We start from the raw sequence: 17293 nt of genomic DNA on the forward strand, positions 1-17293 counted from the left end.
GTCGAAACCACTGCGGTGCTTAGGTTTTTTGCCTGGCTGACGCGTTTTCACCGCATGCCCCCTGGGGGCAATCCGGCGACAAGGTACACGCTCGCGAGGCCGGAATCTTCCCCGAATTGCGGTTATTCGGTGCCGCCGGTGTCGGCGGCCAGTCCAACGGATTCGATGCCGGCGACGGCGCACAGCTCATCGTTCTCCGACAGATCGCCGGTGACGCCGACCGAGCCGACGATGTGGCCGTCGGTGTCGCGGATCAGAACCCCGCCGGGCACCGGCACCATCAACCCGCCGGCAAGATCGGAGGCGGCGTTGAAAAAAGCCGGCATCTTGGCGGCGCGCCGTGCCAGCTCGCGCCCGCCGAAGCCCATGCCGAGCACGCCCCAGGCCTTGCCCATGGCGATCTCCGGGCGGAGGATGCTGGAATTGTCCTCGCGCTTCAGCACCTTCAGGTGCCCCCCGGAATCCAGCACGGCGACGGTCAGCGGCTGGAAACGCCTGTCGCGGCCGGTCTCCAGCGTCTTGGTGGCGATGGCGTCGGCTTGGGCGAGGGTCAGGGTCATGGCGTGATCACTTTCCGGTGCTGGGAAGAATCGGGTGTGCCCAGCAATATGTCTCCGGAAGCGCCTTCGGGTACCGCTACCGCGCGAACAGCCGCTCGCGCCACAGCCCGATGACGTGGCGCGCCGCCCAGGTGCCCAGCGTGATCCCCACGATGTCGCTCAGGAAATCGACGACGCTCGATTCCCGGCCCGGCAGGAAATACTGGACGATCTCGATGAGCCCGCCGAGCGCCGCTAGCCCTCCGAGACCCAGCAGCAGCGTCCGGCGATCGGACGACGCGGCCAGCGCAAGCGCGCCGAGCACCGCGAACGTGCCGATGTGGGCGAGCTTGTCGAGGATATGGCCGGGCAGGGCCAGGCTTGGCTGCATGGCGGCCCAGAAGGCGAAGGCGGCGGCGGCGATCAGCGATGCGGCGGCGATGCGGCGAAGCGACGGCGGCAAGGGCGTGTATCCGGTCATAGTCTCGGGAAGGGTGGTGAAGCCTATGCCCACCTGTATCGGAGCCGCCAGCGACAAGCGATGGCCCTTACGGGGTGCCTCGTCCTGATGAAGTCGGACGGCAGATGGACGAAAAACGCAAGGGCCGCTCCGAAGAGCGGCCCTCACTGTGCCGAGGCCGGTCCGCCGCACCTCCCGATGACGAGGGTCTTGGGTTCCCAGCATTGTCCAACGGCTGAAGAAATACTGACAGAGCTATGGCGAACCGCAAACTCATCTTCCGTGCTAAGGCGAATTGGGAGGCGTCCTCCCTAAACCGCACAGATTTCGGCGCGTTCGAACACGTGCTCTCGGTACCAGTCGTAGGTCCGCTGCACGCCGGTCCGCAGATCGACGCGCGAGCGGAAGCCGGTCGCCTCGATGGCCTTGGTCATGTCCGGGGCGCGCCGTGCCGGGGAGCCGGGCGTTTCCGGCAGGGCGGTGATCGGGTTGGCGCGGCCGACCACGTCGAGGATGACCTGCGCCACGTCGCCGATGCGCACCTCGGGTGTCTGGGTGCCGACGTTGAAGGTCTGGCTGGTGCAGTTGGGCAGCATGCACATGCGGATCAGGTACTCGACCGCATCGTCCACATAGCAGAACGACCGGCTGTGCTCGACGCTCGCCACCTCCAGCGGGGTGTCGCCGCCCAGCTTGTGCGCCTTCTCCAGCAGTTGCGGGACGACGTGCGACATCCCCATGCGCGGGCCGTAGACGTTGTGAAAGCGCACGATGGTGAAGGGCACGCCCGAGAAACGGCACATCGCCTCGCCGTACAGCTTGGACAGCATGTAGGACGTGCGCGGCTCGGTCAGGTCGCCGGCCGTCAGCGGCGTGTCTTCCGGCGTCGGCACCGGCATGCCGAACGCCTGGAGCGTGCCGGCGTAGATCTCGCTGGTGGACGCGAACAGCACCCGCCCCAGCGCCTTCTGCCGCCGTGCGATGCCCAGCACCGTCTCCAGCATGGCGACGTTGGCCGTTAGCACCTCATAGGGTCGCGAGCGGACCTGCGCCACGCCGATGATGGCCGCCAGATGGAAGATGCGGTCGTAGTCGGTGTCCATCGTTTGCGCGATGGCGGGGTCGCGCAGATCGGCTTCCAGCATCCGCACGCCGGGCTGGGCGAGCAGAGCCTGCAACGCGTCGTCGCGCACGCCGCGGGCGTGGTTGTCGAGAATGTCCACCGCATAGCCGCGCTCGGCGAGCGCGCGGGCGAGGTGATAGCCGATGAAGCCGGCGCCGCCGGTCACGAGTGCCTTGAGCATGATCCTCACCCCCGTCCGATGCTGGTGAAGCCGCAGCCCAGATCGCGAAGCTGGCGGCGCTGGTCGTCCGTCAGGACGTTGTTGGCGTCGATCACCTCCACCCGCGCGCCCCCCAGCCACGCCGCGAGGTCGAGCCCGCGGTAGGTCGGGGAGCCTTGGGTGAAGACGACGGCGTCGAAGCCCGCCGCGTCCGGCAATTCTCCGGGCAGCGGGCGGGCGAGTTCCGTCCAGAAGCTCACGAGCGGGTCGTGGGCGGTCACCACGGCCCCCTCGCGCTCGGCGGTCTCGACGAAGGTCTGCGCCGGCGAATAGCGGGTGTCGCCGACGTCCTCGCGGTAGGAGACGCCCAGCAACAGGATGCGCCGCCCGGCCAGTTCGCCGCCGAACCGCTCGCGCAGCTTGGCCAGCGCCACCAGCGGCATGGCGGCGTTGGTGCGCACCGCTTCGCTGGAGAACGGGAAGGACAGGTCCGGCCGGTCGAACAGCGTGCGCGCCGCCACCGCGCCGAACAGCGGGTCCTTGGTCAGGCAATAGCCGCCGACGCCGAAGCCGGGCTGGCGCATGTTGGCGTGCGTCGGGCGTTTGCGGATGGCGCCGACGATCTCGAACATGTCGATGCCCACCGCTTCGGCGAAGCGGCCCCACTCCTCCATGAAGGCGATGGTCACGGCGCGGTAGCTGTTCTCCATCACCTTGGCCGTCTCCGACGCGGTGGTGGAGCCCAGGCGGGTCAGCGGGTAGTCCGCGACGTTGATGACCGTGGAGAGAAACCGTTCGCACGCGTCGGCCGCCTCGGGCGTCAGGCCGGCGTAGACGCGCCAGTAGTTGACGATGGAATCGTAATACTGCGCGCCAGGCATCACGCGCTCGTACGAATGCGCCACCCGGATGGAATCCGCCGGCAGGCCGCGCGCCTCCATGGCGGCGGCGAGGCGGGGGGCGATGATGCGCTCGCAGGTGCCGGGCGGGACGGTCGTCTCGACGATGACCAGCGCCCCCGGCCGCAACCGCGCGCCCAACACGTCCATGGCGCTCTGCAAGGGGGCGAAGCGCACCTCCGGCTGTGGGGCCGACCAGTCGATGTCCAGGTTGATGTCCACCAGCACGATGTCGGCGATGGAGAACACCTCCGGGTCGACGGTGGCGGTCAGGTTGCCCGCGTCGTGCGCGCGGGCGAGCGCCGTGTCCAGCGCCGGGTCGCCGCTGGGGAACGGCATCTCGCCGCGCCCGATGCACGACACGCGGTGCCGGCCGGCTTCGGTTGGCAGATCGACGCCGATCACGGAATAGCGCGGCCGGTCCCCGTCGCGGGCGTTGGCGATGGCGATGGCCATGGCCGAGCCGACGAACCCCAGCCCCTGCACGCAGACGACCGGCCGGCTGCGGTCGACGCGGAGGCCGAGCGCCTCGGCCGGCGTGATGCAATAATTCATGCCAATTCCCCTCATGATCATCGAATGCCGGCCGGGTGAATGCCTTCCCATCTCCGGGGCGGCATGGCGCCGGGACCGAGGTCGGCCAATCCGTTCTGCAAGCACCAGTCGCGGCTGTTGCCGGACACGCGGTTTCCGGCGTAGCGGTTGTGGCGCCCGGTATCGCCCTGCTCGGCGATGCCGCAGGCCCGGTTGCCGTGGACGATGTTGTCGTAGACCTCCGTGTGGTCGTTCGGCCCGCTGGTGGTGACGTAGTCGCCGCCGCCGACCAGAATGCCGAACTTGGCGCCCGACACCCGGTTGCCGGCGACGACCACCCGGCGGGCGTCGTGCCAGAGATGGATGGCGGTGCCGACGATGCCGTGCACCTCGTTGTCGGTGACGGCGCCGGTGGTGGTGACGTAGATGCCGTGCACGAGGTTGCTGGTGACGCCGGCCGGGCCGATGTCGTAGACGAAGTTGCGGGTCACCGTGATGTTGGTGGCGCCGTAATAGCCGTCGCCGCCGATCCCCGCTCCGCCGCTGTCGTCGGTGGCCGCCGCCGGGTCGAGTGCGATGCCGTGCACCTTGGCGTTGGCGATGATCGAGTTGCTGCCGGCCGTATACAGCCCCCACCGCCACGGCACGCCGCCGCGGTAGGCGCTGCCGTCCACCTCGAAGCCGTCGATGCGCACGTCGGCGCCGCGGTTGTCCCAGCCGAACTTGTTGGGCGAGTCCGCCGGCGGCACGATCTTCGCCCCCCACATCACCGCGGAGAGATACCGCACGCCATCGGCGCGCGTGATGAAGCCGCCCTCGTAGACGCCCGGCGCCACGTGCACGATGGTCCCCGGCCCAGCCGCCTGCGCCGCCTGCGGGATCGTGCGCAACGGCGCCTCCGCCGTGCCGGGGTTCTCGTCGGAACCCTGGGGCGACACGAATAGATCGGCTGGCAGGTCGGCCGCCTCAGCCACGCAAGCCGACCACAGGCCGGCTGCCAGCAACAACACCGGGGCGAACGGCCACATCGGCGCGGACCGGCGCCATGGCGGCGATGAAGCGGGAGGCGAGGATGCGGTAATCATGGTGCTCCAAAACGAAACGCCGGCCGTTCTCGCCGAGGCGCGCGCGTTCGGCCGGGGGCATGCGGGACAGGCGGAGGAGGGCGTCGGCAAAGGCTTGGGGGTCTTCGGGCGGAACGGTGATTCCGCACTGCCCCTCGGCCACCAGATCGTTGCCGGCGTCGCAGGACTGCACGACGGGGCGGCCGGCCAGCATGTAGTCGAACATCTTGTTGGGCGACACGCCGTAGCGGTAGATCGGGCTGCTCTTCCACGGCATGGTCAGCGCGTCCATCTCCGCCAGGAAAGCCTGCACCGACGCCTTGGGGATGACCCCCATGTGGACGGCGTTGGGCAGCGCCGCCTGTTCCATCCGCGCCTTGAACGCGCGCTCCGCCGCCCCGCCGCCGACGAACAGGAAGGAGATCGGCTCGTCCTTCAGCAGGATCGCCGCCTCCAGGATGGTCTCGACCGGGTTGGACGGGTTGATGCCGCCGGCATAGCCGACCAGGAAATGCCCACGGGCGCGCTCGGCGGCGATGCGTTCGGTGATCGCGGGCGGCAGCTTGCCCGGCCCGGCGGCCAGGAAAGCGGCGACGGGGATGCCGTTGGGAACGTGCGCGAACTTCGCCGGGTCCAGGCCGCGCCCGACCAGATAGTCGCGGGTGTGCGGCAGGATGGAGATCAGCGTGTCCACGTGCCGGCACGCGTAGTCCTCGGCGTGCTGCATGACGCGGATGAACGGATGCCCCGGCGCATAGCCGCCCAGCAGCATCGGGGTCAGCGGCCACAGGTCATGCACCTCGAACACCAGCCGCGCCCCCGCCTTCCGCGCGATCCGCGCGCCGGGGTAGATGTCGAGCGGGTAGGTGGACGAGCAGATGACCACGTCCGGCCGCTCCTCGCGGGCGAGGCGGTGGGCGTTGGCGTACAGCTTCCCCACGAAGGTCGCCATATTGGCGACCCGCCCCAGGCCGTTGCTGGAATAGCGCCCGGTGCGCACCCAGCGGAAGCGCACGCCCTCCTCCTCGGTGACCGCGAAGTCGGATGGCACGTCGGGCTGATGGGCGCGCAGGTGCGAATAGCTCGACGCGACGATGGTCACCCGATGCCCGGCCGCCACCCACTCGCGGGCGAGGTAGAAGGGCCGGTACTCCATGCCGAGCCGGTCGGAGCCTGCATAGTGATTGATGAGCAAAATGTTCATGCGGATGACTTCGGTGAGATGATGGGATGGGGCGAAATCAGTTCGGCCCGCGCCCGGATGCGCCACACGGCCAGCGCGTTGAGCGCCATCAGCGCGGTGTCGCAGGCGGCGTTGGCCGCGGTGAGTGCTGCGATGCAGCCCATGGGCGACAGATCCAGGTGCCAGGAAACCGCCAGCGCGGCGCCGGCCACCAGCAGCCGCCCGACCTCCCAGGCCGACATCCACAGGTTCAGGCCGTAGACATGCAGGCTGGTCGTGCCCTGCGCGGCGAGGCTGATGACGCTGGACAGCACGATGATCCCGGCGAAGCTTCCGGCCTGCGCCCAGGCCGGACCAAAGATCAGCGAGAACAGCGCCTCGCCGTACCAGACCAGCACCAAGGCCGGCGTCATGGCGGCGAGCAGCCCGGCGTTCAGCACGACGAACAGCAGCCACAGGCGCTTGGGGTCGTCGTGCTGGAGGCGGGCCGCGGTGCCCCATAGCACCTGGTTGACAGCCTGTCCGACGAAGGCCGTGGGCTGCCACAGCACGCGCGCCGCCAGCGACCATTGCCCGGTGACCGCCAAGCCGTACAGCGACGGCAGCGCCATGGCCGGCAGCAGCGAACCGATGCCGTTGACCACGCCCGAGGGCGCGGTGACCAGGGCGAACTTGCGGTATTCCACGGCCGCGCGCCGCATGCGGCCGGAATCCATGGCGCGCACGCTGGTCGCCAGGGTTCGGCGAAAATGGAAAGCTCCCAGCAGGAAGCCGGACAGGTAGCCGCCGATGAAACCCAGCATCAGGCTGGTGGCGCCGGGCTCGACGGCGCCCAGCGCGATCTGCAAGGCCACCGTGGCGACCAGCGTGGTGAAGCGCACCGCGGCCACCGGACGGAACGCCTGCTGGCGGACCAGCCAACTGGTGCCCACCTCGTGCAGGCCGATCACCAGCATCGCCAGAGCGAGCAGCGCCACATCCATCGGGCGGATCTCGATCCAGCCCTCCAGGCCCATCCACAGCAGCGTGCCCGCCAGTCCGACGATTGCGGCGAAGCCCGACACCACCACCAGACAGAGCGCCAGCAGGTCGCGGGCCACCGCCTCTTCCCGCGGCAGCGGCAGCGCCCAGCCGTAGCGCAGCGAGGCGAGCGGCGTCAGTGTCGTGACCACCGCGCCCAAAATGGCGAAGTGGCCGAAGGCGTCCGGGCTGTACAGCCGGGTCAGCAGCGGCGAGGCGGCGAAGGCGAGCACCTGCGCCAGCCCCACCGCGCCGGAGATGCGCAGCACGTCGCCGGACACGCGCCGGAGGAACGACCCGTGTTGCCGGGCGCCGTCCGCCAGCCCCTTTGCCGCCGCGGTCATGCGGGTGAGTCCTCGTTATGCCCCTCCCCCCTCGCGGGGGAGGGGTTGGGGAGAGGGGGATAGCCGCCGGGAGGCGGCAGAACAGTTCCTGGCCGCTTCGCGGCGCCACCCTCTTCCCAACCCCTCTCCCGTAAAGGGAGAGGGGCTTCAGTCCATAGCGGAGACCGCTCTGGGGTGGGGGCAAACGTCGCCATTGCCAGCACCGTCCTCATTCCGCCGCCGCCTGAGTGGCCACGACGCCCGGCCGGAAGCTTTCGGCGATGTACCGCTGGTCCTCCTCGGTCAGGTAGGGGTGCATGGGCAGGCTCAGCACCGTTTCCATCAGGCGGTCGGTCACCGGCAGCGCGCCGCCGGCCACCGGGTAGTGCTGGTAGGCGCGCTGGCGGTGCAGCGGCCGGGCGTAGTAGATCGCCGACGGCACGCCGTTCTCCTTCAGCTGCTTCATCACCGCGTCGCGCGACCCGGTGCGCAGCGTGTACTGCGCCCAGGCCGACGTGCAGCCCGCCAGCAGCGCCGGGCGCGCCAGATCGGCCGGCAGCAGCGCGTCGTAGCGCTCGGCCACACGGGCGCGGGCTTCCAGCTCGTCCGGGAAGATCGCCAGCTTCTCGATGAGGATCGCCGCTTGCAGGGTGTCGAGGCGGCCGTTCATGCCGATGCGGACGTTGTCGTACTTGTCCGTGCCCTGGCCGTGCACGCGCAGCGACTTCAGAACCGCCGCGGTCTCGTCGTCGTCGGTGAATACCGCGCCGCCGTCGCCGTAGCAGCCCAGCGGCTTGGCCGGGAAGAAGCTGGTGGTGGTGATGTCGCCGATGCCGCCCACGGGACGGCCACGGTAGACCGCGCCGAACGCCTGCGCCGCGTCGCAGACCAGCCACAGGCCGTTCTCGCGCACGATGGGCTCGATGGCGTCGTAGTCGCAGGGCTGGCCGAAGATGTCGACGCTGATGACGCCGGCCAGCGGCAATCCCTGCTCGCGCGCCGTGAGGATCGCCTTCTTCAGGCTCTCGGCGTCGAGGTTGAAGGTATCCTCCAGCACGTCGGCGAAGATCGGAACGCCGCCCAGCATGCTCACGGCCTCCGCCGTGGCGCAGAAGGTGAAGCTCGGGCAGATCACCGCCTCGCCGGGCTTCAAGCCCTTCGCCATCAGCGCCAGCACCAGCGCGTCGGTGCCGTTGGCGCAGGACAGCGCGTGTTTGGCGCCGCAGAAGGCGCTGAGCTTGCGCTCCAGTTCACCCACCTCCGGTCCCATGATGTAGCCGCCATGGTCGAGGACGCGGGCGACGGCGGCGTCGAGCCGGTCGCGGATGCGCTGCTGCTGCCGGCCGAGGTCGATGAACTCGATTGCGCGGCGCATGGGGATAGGATCGGTCATGCCGGTTGTCTTCCCTTCTCAGGCGATTTTCGCTTCTTCGACGATCTCGACGAGCTGGCCCTGGCCGTCGAGGCGATAGCGCGTACCGGTGCGCGGGCAGACGAGGTCGTCGCCCAGCTTCTCGCCGGCATGGCTGACCCAGCCGATCTGGCGCGCCGGGTTGCCGACCATCAGCGCGTGCGGCGGCACGTCCCGCGTGACCACGGCGCCGGCCCCGATGAAGCAATAGGCCCCCAGGCTGTGCCCACAGACCACCGTGGCGTTGGCGCCGATGGAGGCGCCGCGGCCGACGTGGGTCGGGCGGAACTCGTCCTTGCGCTCGATCTCGGCACGCGGGTTGTTGACGTTGGTGAAGACGCAGGACGGGCCGCAGAACACGCCGTCTTCCAGGATGACGCCGGTGTAGAGGCTGACGTTGTTCTGGATCTTGCAGCGGTCGCCCACCGTCACGTCCGGCCCGATCATGACGTTCTGGCCGATGTTGCAGTCGCGGCCGATCTCGGTGTTCTTCAGGATGTGGCTGAAGTACCAGACCTTGGTCCCGGCGCCGATCACCGCCCCGGCGTCGATGCACGCCGTGGGATGGGCGAAGTAGGGCGGCTTTTCCGGTTCGACGGCCTCGCGGCGCTTCAGCTCGGCCGGCTGGCCCGATTTCATCGAGCGTTGTGCCGCCTCCAGCACGGTCAGCACGCCGATGCCCTCGTTCACGTCGGTGCGCGGCCGGATTCCGTCGCGGATACAATCCAGGAAATGCAGGCACTCCAGGCGCAGCGGCTCGGCCGGCAGCACCTCGATGGGCGTGGCGTCGGCCTTGTTCGGCTCCGGGATGCCGTCGCGCCAGGCGACGCGGTGCGGGTAGAGCACCAGCTTGTGGTTCCACGCCTCGGCGTCGTCGAACACCGCCATGCCGGCCTCGCCGACGACGACCAGCTTCTGCTCCTTATAAGGATGCAGCCACGAGACGTGGATGTGGCCGTTGATGCCGTTGCCGAACTTCAGGTGCGTCGTGGTGACGTCGGCGACGCCGTTGTAGAGGTAACTGTGGCCGACCGCCTGCACGCTCTCCGGCGCGTCGCCGGCCAGCGCCAGGATCATCGAGATGTCGTGCGGCGCGAAGCTCCAGAACACGTTCTCGGTGCGCCGGAATTTGCCGAGGTTGAGCCGGTTCGAATAGATGTAGCGCAGCCGCCCCAGCCGCCCCTCCGCCACCAGCTGCTTCAGCCGCAGGAACGCGGGATGGTATTGCAAGAGGTGCCCGACCATGACAATGCGCCCGCGCGCCTCGGCCGCGTTGCGCACCCTGACGGCGTCCTCCTCGGCGAGCGCCAGCGGCTTCTCGACGAAAACGTGCTTGCCGGCGTCGATGGCGCGGATCGCCAGCGCGGCGTGCGTCTCGGCCGGCGTCGCCAGCACCACCGCGTCGATGTCGGGGGAGGCCAGAACCTCCTCGAACGACAGGTTGGGCACGCCGAACTGAGCCGACAGTTCGGCGGCGCGCACCGGGGCCGCCTCGCTGATCGCCGCCAGCGCCTCGATGATGTGGAAGTTGCGGACGAGGTTGATGCCCCAATACCCGCATCCCACCACGGCGACGCGCGGAACGGCGGTTTCCGTCTTCGGGTTCGTCATGCCTTGGCCACCATGTTGGGAAGTTCGGAAAGCCCCATGGCGCCGACCACGTTGCGGGTGTCGATCACCAGCTTGGAGAAGCGCAGGAGCGAGGCGTAATCGACGGCGTCGTGATCGGTGACGATCACCGCCGCGTCGTAGCGGGCCAGCACATAGTCCTCGAAGGGCACGCAGGCCTTGCCGGCGAGCGCGGCGTGCTGGCGCGTCGGCGGGATCACCGCGAAGAAGGGGTCGTAGTAATCGACCTTGGCGCCGGCGCGGTCGAACAGCTCCATGATGGTCAGCGCCGGGCTCTCGCGCATGTCCGCGACGTTCTTCTTGTAGGCGATGCCGCACACCAGGATGCGCGCCCCCGACAGCCCCTTGCGGAAGCGGCGGTCCAGCTCGTCGCGGGTGCGGTTCACCACATAGTTGGGCATGCCGTTGTTGACCTCGCCCGCCAGCTCGATGAAGCGGGTGGCGATGCCCAGCTCGCGGGCCTTCCAGGTCAGATAGAAGGGATCGATGGGGATGCAGTGCCCGCCGAGCCCCGGTCCGGGGTAGAACGGCATGTAGCCGAACGGCTTCGACTTCGCCGCCTCGATGACTTCCCAGATGTCGATGCCCATGCGGTCGTAGACGATCTTCAATTCGTTCACGAGCGCGATGTTGACCGAGCGGAAGATGTTCTCGGTCAGCTTCACCGCCTCCGCCGTTTCCGGCGAGGACACCGGCACGGTCTGGACGAACTGGTCGTACAGCGCCTTGCACAGCGCCAGCGCCGCCGCCCCGTCGCCGGACACCACCTTGGGGATGCGCGCCGTCTCGAACTGGGCGTTGCCGGGGTCTTCGCGCTCGGGCGAATAGGCCAGGAAGAAGTCCTCCCCGGACTTCAGCCCGCCGGCTTCCAGGATCGGCTTCATCACGTCGGTGGTGGTGCCGGGGTAGGTGGTGGATTCCAGAACCACCATCTGGCCCGGCCGCAGATGTTCGGCGATGGTGTGCGCCGTCGCCTCGACGAAGGACAGGTCGGGCTCGTGGTGGACGCCCAGCGGCGTCGGCACGCAGATCAGGATGGCGTCGGCCTCGGCGAAGCGGGCGCTGTCGGTGGTCGCGCTGAAGCGCTCGGCCTTGACCATGGTGCCGATGCGCTCATCGCCGATGTGCGGCAACGGGCTGCGCCCGCCGTTCAGGCGGTCCACCGTCTGGGTGTCGATGTCGTAGCCGATGACCCGGAAGCCGGCCTCGCAGGCGGCCAGCGACAGCGGCAGCCCGACATACCCCAGCCCGACCACCGCCACCGTCGCCGCGCGGTCCTGAAAGCGGGCGAGCAGGCGCTCCACATCCGGCCGCGCACCGGCCGCCTTACCGGAAGCCCGCCGCCCGAACAGCAAATCGTCGAGAGCGTCGGCCGTCGCGTTGTCTAATTGATGCATCATTTCCCCCTGCACTGGGTTTCCCCTTGCCCTGGCGATTGTTATCTTATGCGGGCGCCGCTTCTTATGGAAAAGAAGGGGCGGGAGCGGCGTGCGTCGGGCTAGTCCGTAATGGACGCGCCGTTCTCCAGATTCCTGAAGCGCCGCAACGTGTCCTCGGCGGGCAGGCCCAGGCCGAACACGGCGAGCACGCCGCGCACCAGCCACACCAGATCCTGCATCAGGCTGCGGCGCGGGAAGTAGCCCAGGTCGATGCGCGCCTTCGCCGGGAAAAGAACGGCCCGATAAAAGTCGTGCGGATCGGTCTTTTCGGGGAACAGGGCGCTTTCGTTGCGGAAGTAGACCTGGTTCGGTCCGAAGATCCCCGGCCGGTGGTCGAGCACGCCGCGGTAGACGCCCTCGAAGCAGTCCGCGAAATCGAGCGTCTCCGGCCGCGGGCCGATGATCGACATGTCGGCCTTCAGCACGTTCCAGAGCTGCGGCACCTCGTCGATCTTGGTGCGCTCCAGAAAGCGTCCGACGCGGGTCATGCGGTCGTCGTTCCTCAGCGTCACCGCCCGGCCATTGGAACTGCCGGTGGAGCCGTGATGGAACTTGCGGAACTTGTACAGGCGGAAGATCCGCCCGTTCTGCCCCAGCCGGTTCTGCGCGTAGAAGATCGGCCCCTTCGAGTCCAGCCGGATGGCGAGGACGACCGGGATCAGGATCGGCAGGAAGCAGACGATCCCGGCCAGCGCCACCACCACGTCGAAGACGCGCCGCAGCGCCGCATCGGCCCGCCCCACGGCGGCGACGCGGGCCGGTGCCCGGTCGCGGGTATCGGACTCGCTGGTCATGCCGCAATCCCGTGGCGCTGGCTGGCCAGCGCGCGGGCCAGTGCCTGCGTCACCGTCTCGACGTCGCGTTCCTCCATCCTGGGATGCAGCGGCAGCGTCAGCTCCCGCCGGGCGAACTCCTCGGTGAGCGGCAGATGCACGCCGGGGAAGCGGTCGCGGTAGAGCGTGAAGTGGTGGACCGGCGCGTAATGGACGCTGGTCTGCACCCCATCGGCGCGCATGGCATCCGCAAGCCGCTGCCGGTCCACCCCCGCCGGCAGCAGGACCGGTAGGATGTGGTGCGCCGACGCGCGCGGCTCGGCAAACGGCATCACGATGTCCGCACAGTCCCGCTCCAGCAGCCGGCGGTAAGCTTCGGTCAACGCCCGGCGCTTGGCGTTCCAGCCCGGCAGCTTGGCGAGCTGGACCAGCCCGACCGCCGCGCGGAACTCGTCCATGCGGTAGTTGAAGCCGAGCGCCGTCACGTCATAGCCGTTGGCGTGCCCGGTCAGCCGCTGCTGCGTGCCGGTGGTCATGCCGTGGCCGCGCAGGTTGCGCACGCGGTCGAGCACCGCATCGTCGCGGGCGATCACCATGCCGCCCTCGGCGGTGGTCATGTTCTTGTTGCCGTAGAAGCTGAAAACGCCGGCGTCACCGATGATGCCGGCCCCCTCCACCCCCGCCGCGTGCGCGGCGTCCTCGATCAGCAGCAGCCCATGGGCCTCGGCGAAGGCGCGCCAGCGGTCGCGGTCCGGCAGATAGCCGGCGTAGTCCACCAGGATCACCGCCCTGGTGCGCCCGGTGAGTTTGGCCGCGGCGTCGGACAGCGCCATCAGCGGCAGTTCCACCCCTTCGATGTCCACGAAGACCGGTGTCGCCCCCACGTGAAGCACGCAGTTGGCGGTCGCCACGAAGGTGGCGGCCGGCACCAGCACCTCGTCCCCCGGCCCGACGCCCAGCGCGGCCAGCACGAGGTGCAGGCCTGCCGTGCAGGAACTCACGGCGACGGCGTCGCGCACGCCCTGGGTGTCGGCGAAGGCCTGCTCGAAGGCGCGGACCCGGTCGCCCATGGTGATCCAGCCGTCGTCGATGACGGCGGCGAGGGCGGCCTTTTCCTCCTCGCCAAGGGTCGGCTCGGCTACCAGCAGCATGCATTATCTCCATGAAGGCTTGGGCCGGACCGGTGCCGGCCCACATCGGCCGGCACCGCCGAGGGCAACTTTCAGGTGGCCGGCGTCAGGCGACGGCGCGGGTCTCGAAGGTCGGCCACTGTTCGTCCCAGGCCATCTCCTGCACCTTCTGAAAATCGTCGGGACGGCCGATGTCCAGCCACAGGCCGCCGTGCTGGAAGATGCTGACCGGCTCGCGCGCGGCCATCATGCAGGCCATCAGGTTGTCGAAGCCGAACGGCACGCCATCGGGGATGTAGGACAGGATCTCCGGCTCCATGCAGTACACGCCCATGCTGACCAGATGGGTGAGCGTGGGCTTTTCCTGGAAGCGGGTGACGCGGTTGTTGGACTCCTCGATGATGCCGAAATCGGTTTCGATGGCGCGCCGCGACGTGGCGATGGTCAGCTTCGACTGCTGGCGGTGGTGGAAGTCCGCGAAGGCGCCGAGGTTGAGGTCGGTCAGCACGTCGCCGTTGATGACCAGAAAGGTCTCGTCCAGCTCTTCGCGCAGCAGCCGCAGGGCGCCGACGGTGCCGAGCGGCTCGTTTTCTTCGGTGTAATGGATGTTCACGCCCCACTGGCGGCCGTCGCCGCAAACGGTGCGGATCAGGTGCCCGAGGTAGCCGGTGGTGATGTAGACGTCCTGAACGCCGTTGCGGCGCAGCCATTTCAGCAGGAGCTCCAGAACGGGCTTCGACCCGACAGGCATCAGGGGCTTCGGCAAGACCATGGTGTAGGGCCGCAGACGCATGCCCTTGCCCCCGCACTGAATAACGCCTTTCATTCCTTTCCTCCTCTAGCGCCTCGGCCAGCGGCCGTTGGCATCCTTTGGCGGGGCACAGGCGTGCCGGCACCCCCACGAGGCTTCGGTGATCATGTTATGTTATGCTTCCCGAGAGTGTAAACACGTTCCCTGGGTGTAAGCATAAGGCGCGCGGCATCGGAATTGGTGATCTCCGCCACTCGGAAGCGCTGAAAGATCGGGGTATATTGCCCGTTAGCGCCCGCCTGCTACGCCCCGCTTTCGGCAAAGGGAGCGTCCGGGGATAGCCTCTTGTTACATTTACCGGTGGTTTTCGCCGTCTTATGCTTGGCGCGCTGGTGGGAACGACCGGCTTCCGGGATCGGCGCCGGAGGCGGCATTCGGGCGGCGTGCTGACGCGGTCCGTGTGCATAAGAAAGAAAAAAGCCGATGCGCGGCGTGCGCGGCCGCATTCCCCGCCAGCCGGTGCTGCGCCTTTCATGAATGGTGAAAGGGATTAGGGTATGGACCAATATGAGATGGTGCCCGCCGGTGTTCGCGAGACCGTGCCGCACATCAAGGAAGGAAACGTCCCCAGCGGCGAGATCGACACCGTCGCGGCGCTGAAGCGCCGCCGGGTGCTGATCGCGGTGCTGGTCGTCGCGGCGACGGTCGTGGCGCTGCTCATCACCCGGCTGATGACGCCGCTTTATGAAGCGGAAGCCGGCATCATGTTCAACCCGCGTGAGCTGACGCTGATCGGGGCGACCACCCAGCAGGGCACGATGCTCCCGTCCGAGGAGACGGCGCGCAAGAACTACATCGCCATCGTCCGCTCGCGCGCCCTGGCCGAAGCGGTGGTCGACCGTCTGCAACTCGACAAGCTGCCCGAGTTCAATCCGGTCCTGCGCCCGCCGTCGCGCGCCCAGGTGCTGGCCGATCAGGTCCGCGCCACGCTGGCCAACTGGGCCGCGCCGGTGCTGGCGCTGCTGCCGGCCTCGATGACCGCGAGCGGCGACACCGGCTGGCGGACCGAGGACATGTCGCAGGAACGCCTGCGCGACGAGATCATCAACCGCTTCCTGCGCCGCCTGGAAACCACGTCCAGCGACGCATCGCGCGTCATCGGCATCCGCTTCCTGTCGGAGGACCGCGACCGCTCGGCGCTGATCGCCAACACGGTCGCCGAGCAGTTCATCATCCGCAAACGCGACCAGGAACTGGCCGGCGCCGAGGTGCTGTCCGGCAACCTGACGCAGGAAATCAACGCGCTGAACCAGGAGATCCAGGCGGCCGAGCGCAAGGTCGACGAGCGGCGTCTGGCGCTGGGCATCCAGTCGGATTCCGGCATGAAGGCGCTGAACGACCGCATGGGCGAACTGAGCAAGCAGCTGATGGCCGCCACCGCCGAGCGCGTGCGCGCCGAGGCGCAGTTCGCCGAGGCGCAGTCGGTCCGCAACTCCGGCGACGCGGCGTCGGCGGCGCAGGTCCTCGGCTCGCCGCTGATCCAGCGCTTGCAGGAAGCGTCGGCCATGGCGTCCAGCCGCCTGGCGCAGCTTCAGCTCCGCTACAACGAACAGCATCCGCAGATGATCGCGGCGCGCTCGGAGCTGCGCGACATCCGCTCGAAGATCGCCGAGGAGATGGCGAAGATCCAGAACGGCCGCCACAACGCTCTGGCCGTCGCCAAGGCCGGCGAGGACGGTCTGCGCCAGCAGGTCGAGATCCTCAAGGCGCAGATGGCCAAGGCCAACGCGTCGGAGGTGGACATCGGCGTGCTGGAGCGCGAGGTCGAGGCCAAGCGCACGCTGATGCCGCAGCTCACCTCGCGGCTCAACAACGCCAACGCGCAGATCGACTATCTGCGGCACCACGGCGCCGACACGCAGGTGATCTCGCAGGCGGTGGTGCCGCGCTTCGCCAGCCACCCGCCGATCCTCGCCATCATGGCAACCGCCGTCGTCATGGCGGCCGGCGGCGGCGGCGTGCTGGCGGTGCTGCTGGAGCGCGCCGACAACACCATCCAGAGCACGTCGCAGCTCCGCCGCCTGACGCCGCTGCGCGTGCTGGGCACCCTGCCGGTCATCCGCAACCGGCGCCGGCGCCAGCCGCCGGCCCAACTGGTCGTGGAGGGCGGCGACTCCGTGTACCTGGAGCATCTGCGCACCATCGCGCTGCGCGCCGGGGCGGCCGGGCCGACGCCGGTGAAGGTGGTGCTGGTCACCTCCTCGGTGTCGGGCGAGGGCAAGAGCAGTGCGGCGTCCTCGCTGGCCCGCATGCTGGCGCTGGCCGGCCGGCGGACCATCATCATCGACGCCGACCTGCGCGCGCCGACCATGCACCGCGTCTTCGGCCTGCGCCGGGGTCAGGGGCTGGCCGAGTTCATCCAGGAGGGGCTGGCGCTGGAGGACATCGTGCAGCACGACGAGGCGTCGGGCGCCGACGTGATCACCGCCGGCCACTGCCGTGGGGCGTCCGCCGACGTGCTGGGGTCGGTCCGCATGCAGGAGCTGATCGGTCACTTGGCGATCGTCTACGACACGGTGATCATCGACTCGCCGCCGGTGCTCGCGGTGTGCGACGCGCACATCCTGGCGCGGCTGGCCGACCGGACGCTGCTGATGGTGCGCTGGAAGTCGACGCAGGTGTCGACGCTGGTCACCGCCCTTCAGCGTCTGTCGGACGACAACGTCCCGGTGGACGGCATCGTCCTGTCGCAAGTGGATAGCAAGAAGTACAGCCTTTACGGCTACTCTGACTCCGAGATCTTCTCTTCGGGCTTCCGCAAGTACTACACGCACTGAGTATCTTTTAAGCCCCTC

At 68.7% G+C, this 17293-nt stretch carries 14 protein-coding genes; 1 reads left to right on the forward strand and 13 read right to left on the reverse strand.

Going from position 1 to position 17293, the window contains the following annotated elements:
* Window positions 1-122: 122 nt before the first annotated feature.
* From ACSVDD_RS07200 to ACSVDD_RS07260, 13 genes are all read right to left on the reverse strand, one after another.
* Window positions 123-560: a GlcG/HbpS family heme-binding protein gene (locus ACSVDD_RS07200; protein WP_448188646.1), complete on the reverse strand. Its 438-nt coding sequence runs from the start codon at window positions 558-560 to the stop codon at window positions 123-125.
* Between the two features lie 76 nt (window positions 561-636).
* Window positions 637-1002 (reverse strand): VanZ family protein, encoded by a 366-nt coding sequence (locus ACSVDD_RS07205; protein ID WP_448188647.1) that lies wholly within the window; start codon window positions 1000-1002, stop codon window positions 637-639.
* 308 nt (window positions 1003-1310) lie between these two features.
* The gene (locus ACSVDD_RS07210; protein WP_448188648.1) at window positions 1311-2303 is read right to left on the reverse strand and encodes an NAD-dependent epimerase/dehydratase family protein; all 993 of its coding nucleotides are present in this window, start codon (window positions 2301-2303) and stop codon (window positions 1311-1313) included.
* A 5-nt stretch (window positions 2304-2308) separates the two neighbouring features.
* Complete coding sequence (locus ACSVDD_RS07215; RefSeq protein ID WP_448188649.1) at window positions 2309-3736, reverse strand: nucleotide sugar dehydrogenase; 1428 nt, start codon at window positions 3734-3736, stop codon at window positions 2309-2311.
* Window positions 3737-3753: 17 nt separating this feature from the next.
* Complete coding sequence (locus ACSVDD_RS07220; RefSeq protein WP_448188650.1) at window positions 3754-4689, reverse strand: DUF1565 domain-containing protein; 936 nt, start codon at window positions 4687-4689, stop codon at window positions 3754-3756.
* Window positions 4682-5983: a glycosyltransferase family 4 protein gene (locus tag ACSVDD_RS07225; protein WP_448188651.1), complete on the reverse strand. Its 1302-nt coding sequence runs from the start codon at window positions 5981-5983 to the stop codon at window positions 4682-4684. The genes ACSVDD_RS07220 and ACSVDD_RS07225 overlap by 8 nt, the downstream gene beginning before the upstream one ends.
* On the reverse strand, window positions 5980-7326 hold the full coding sequence (locus ACSVDD_RS07230; protein WP_448188652.1) for a lipopolysaccharide biosynthesis protein: 1347 nt from the start codon (window positions 7324-7326) through the stop codon (window positions 5980-5982). Before ACSVDD_RS07230 ends, ACSVDD_RS07225 begins: the two co-directional genes overlap by 4 nt.
* A gap of 208 nt (window positions 7327-7534) precedes the next feature.
* Complete coding sequence (locus ACSVDD_RS07235; protein WP_448188653.1) at window positions 7535-8698, reverse strand: DegT/DnrJ/EryC1/StrS family aminotransferase; 1164 nt, start codon at window positions 8696-8698, stop codon at window positions 7535-7537.
* A gap of 18 nt (window positions 8699-8716) precedes the next feature.
* Window positions 8717-10327 carry a Gfo/Idh/MocA family oxidoreductase gene (locus tag ACSVDD_RS07240; RefSeq protein ID WP_448188654.1) on the reverse strand — a complete coding sequence of 537 codons (1611 nt, stop codon included), beginning with the start codon at window positions 10325-10327 and terminating at the stop codon, window positions 8717-8719.
* Entirely contained in the window at window positions 10324-11745 is a 1422-nt protein-coding gene (locus tag ACSVDD_RS07245; RefSeq protein ID WP_448188655.1) for a nucleotide sugar dehydrogenase, read from the reverse strand. Before ACSVDD_RS07245 ends, ACSVDD_RS07240 begins: the two co-directional genes overlap by 4 nt.
* A gap of 98 nt (window positions 11746-11843) precedes the next feature.
* Window positions 11844-12578, reverse strand: a complete 735-nt coding sequence (locus ACSVDD_RS07250; protein ID WP_448188656.1) for a sugar transferase — start codon at window positions 12576-12578, stop codon at window positions 11844-11846.
* Window positions 12575-13708 (reverse strand): DegT/DnrJ/EryC1/StrS family aminotransferase, encoded by a 1134-nt coding sequence (locus ACSVDD_RS07255; RefSeq protein ID WP_448188657.1) that lies wholly within the window; start codon window positions 13706-13708, stop codon window positions 12575-12577. Before ACSVDD_RS07255 ends, ACSVDD_RS07250 begins: the two co-directional genes overlap by 4 nt.
* Before the next feature lie 85 nt (window positions 13709-13793).
* Window positions 13794-14513 carry a nucleotidyltransferase family protein gene (locus ACSVDD_RS07260; protein WP_448188658.1) on the reverse strand — a complete coding sequence of 240 codons (720 nt, stop codon included), beginning with the start codon at window positions 14511-14513 and terminating at the stop codon, window positions 13794-13796.
* A 482-nt stretch (window positions 14514-14995) separates the two neighbouring features.
* Here ACSVDD_RS07260 and ACSVDD_RS07265 point away from each other — a divergent pair, with 482 nt between their 5' ends.
* On the forward strand, window positions 14996-17275 hold the full coding sequence (locus tag ACSVDD_RS07265) for a GumC family protein (protein WP_448188659.1): 2280 nt from the start codon (window positions 14996-14998) through the stop codon (window positions 17273-17275).
* The last annotated feature ends 18 nt before the right edge of the window (window positions 17276-17293 follow it).

The sequence above is a fragment of the Azospirillum terrae genome (genome assembly GCF_053470425.1).

Bases quoted from the DNA above. Each gene is read 5' to 3' on its own strand.
- ACSVDD_RS07235 (WP_448188653.1), bottom strand. From the start codon at position 8,698: ATGACCGATCCTATCCCCATGCGCCGCGCAATCGAGTTCATCGACCTC.
- ACSVDD_RS07250 (WP_448188656.1), bottom strand. From the start codon at position 12,578: ATGACCAGCGAGTCCGATACCCGCGACCGGGCACCGGCCCGCGTCGCC.
- ACSVDD_RS07265 (WP_448188659.1), top strand. From the start codon at position 14,996: ATGGACCAATATGAGATGGTGCCCGCCGGTGTTCGCGAGACCGTGCCG.
- ACSVDD_RS07260 (WP_448188658.1), bottom strand. From the start codon at position 14,513: ATGAAAGGCGTTATTCAGTGCGGGGGCAAGGGCATGCGTCTGCGGCCC.
- ACSVDD_RS07215 (WP_448188649.1), bottom strand. From the start codon at position 3,736: ATGAATTATTGCATCACGCCGGCCGAGGCGCTCGGCCTCCGCGTCGAC.
- ACSVDD_RS07245 (WP_448188655.1), bottom strand. From the start codon at position 11,745: ATGATGCATCAATTAGACAACGCGACGGCCGACGCTCTCGACGATTTG.
- ACSVDD_RS07240 (WP_448188654.1), bottom strand. From the start codon at position 10,327: ATGACGAACCCGAAGACGGAAACCGCCGTTCCGCGCGTCGCCGTGGTG.
- ACSVDD_RS07230 (WP_448188652.1), bottom strand. From the start codon at position 7,326: ATGACCGCGGCGGCAAAGGGGCTGGCGGACGGCGCCCGGCAACACGGG.
- ACSVDD_RS07225 (WP_448188651.1), bottom strand. From the start codon at position 5,983: ATGAACATTTTGCTCATCAATCACTATGCAGGCTCCGACCGGCTCGGC.
- ACSVDD_RS07255 (WP_448188657.1), bottom strand. From the start codon at position 13,708: ATGCTGCTGGTAGCCGAGCCGACCCTTGGCGAGGAGGAAAAGGCCGCC.
- ACSVDD_RS07200 (WP_448188646.1), bottom strand. From the start codon at position 560: ATGACCCTGACCCTCGCCCAAGCCGACGCCATCGCCACCAAGACGCTG.
- ACSVDD_RS07210 (WP_448188648.1), bottom strand. From the start codon at position 2,303: ATGCTCAAGGCACTCGTGACCGGCGGCGCCGGCTTCATCGGCTATCAC.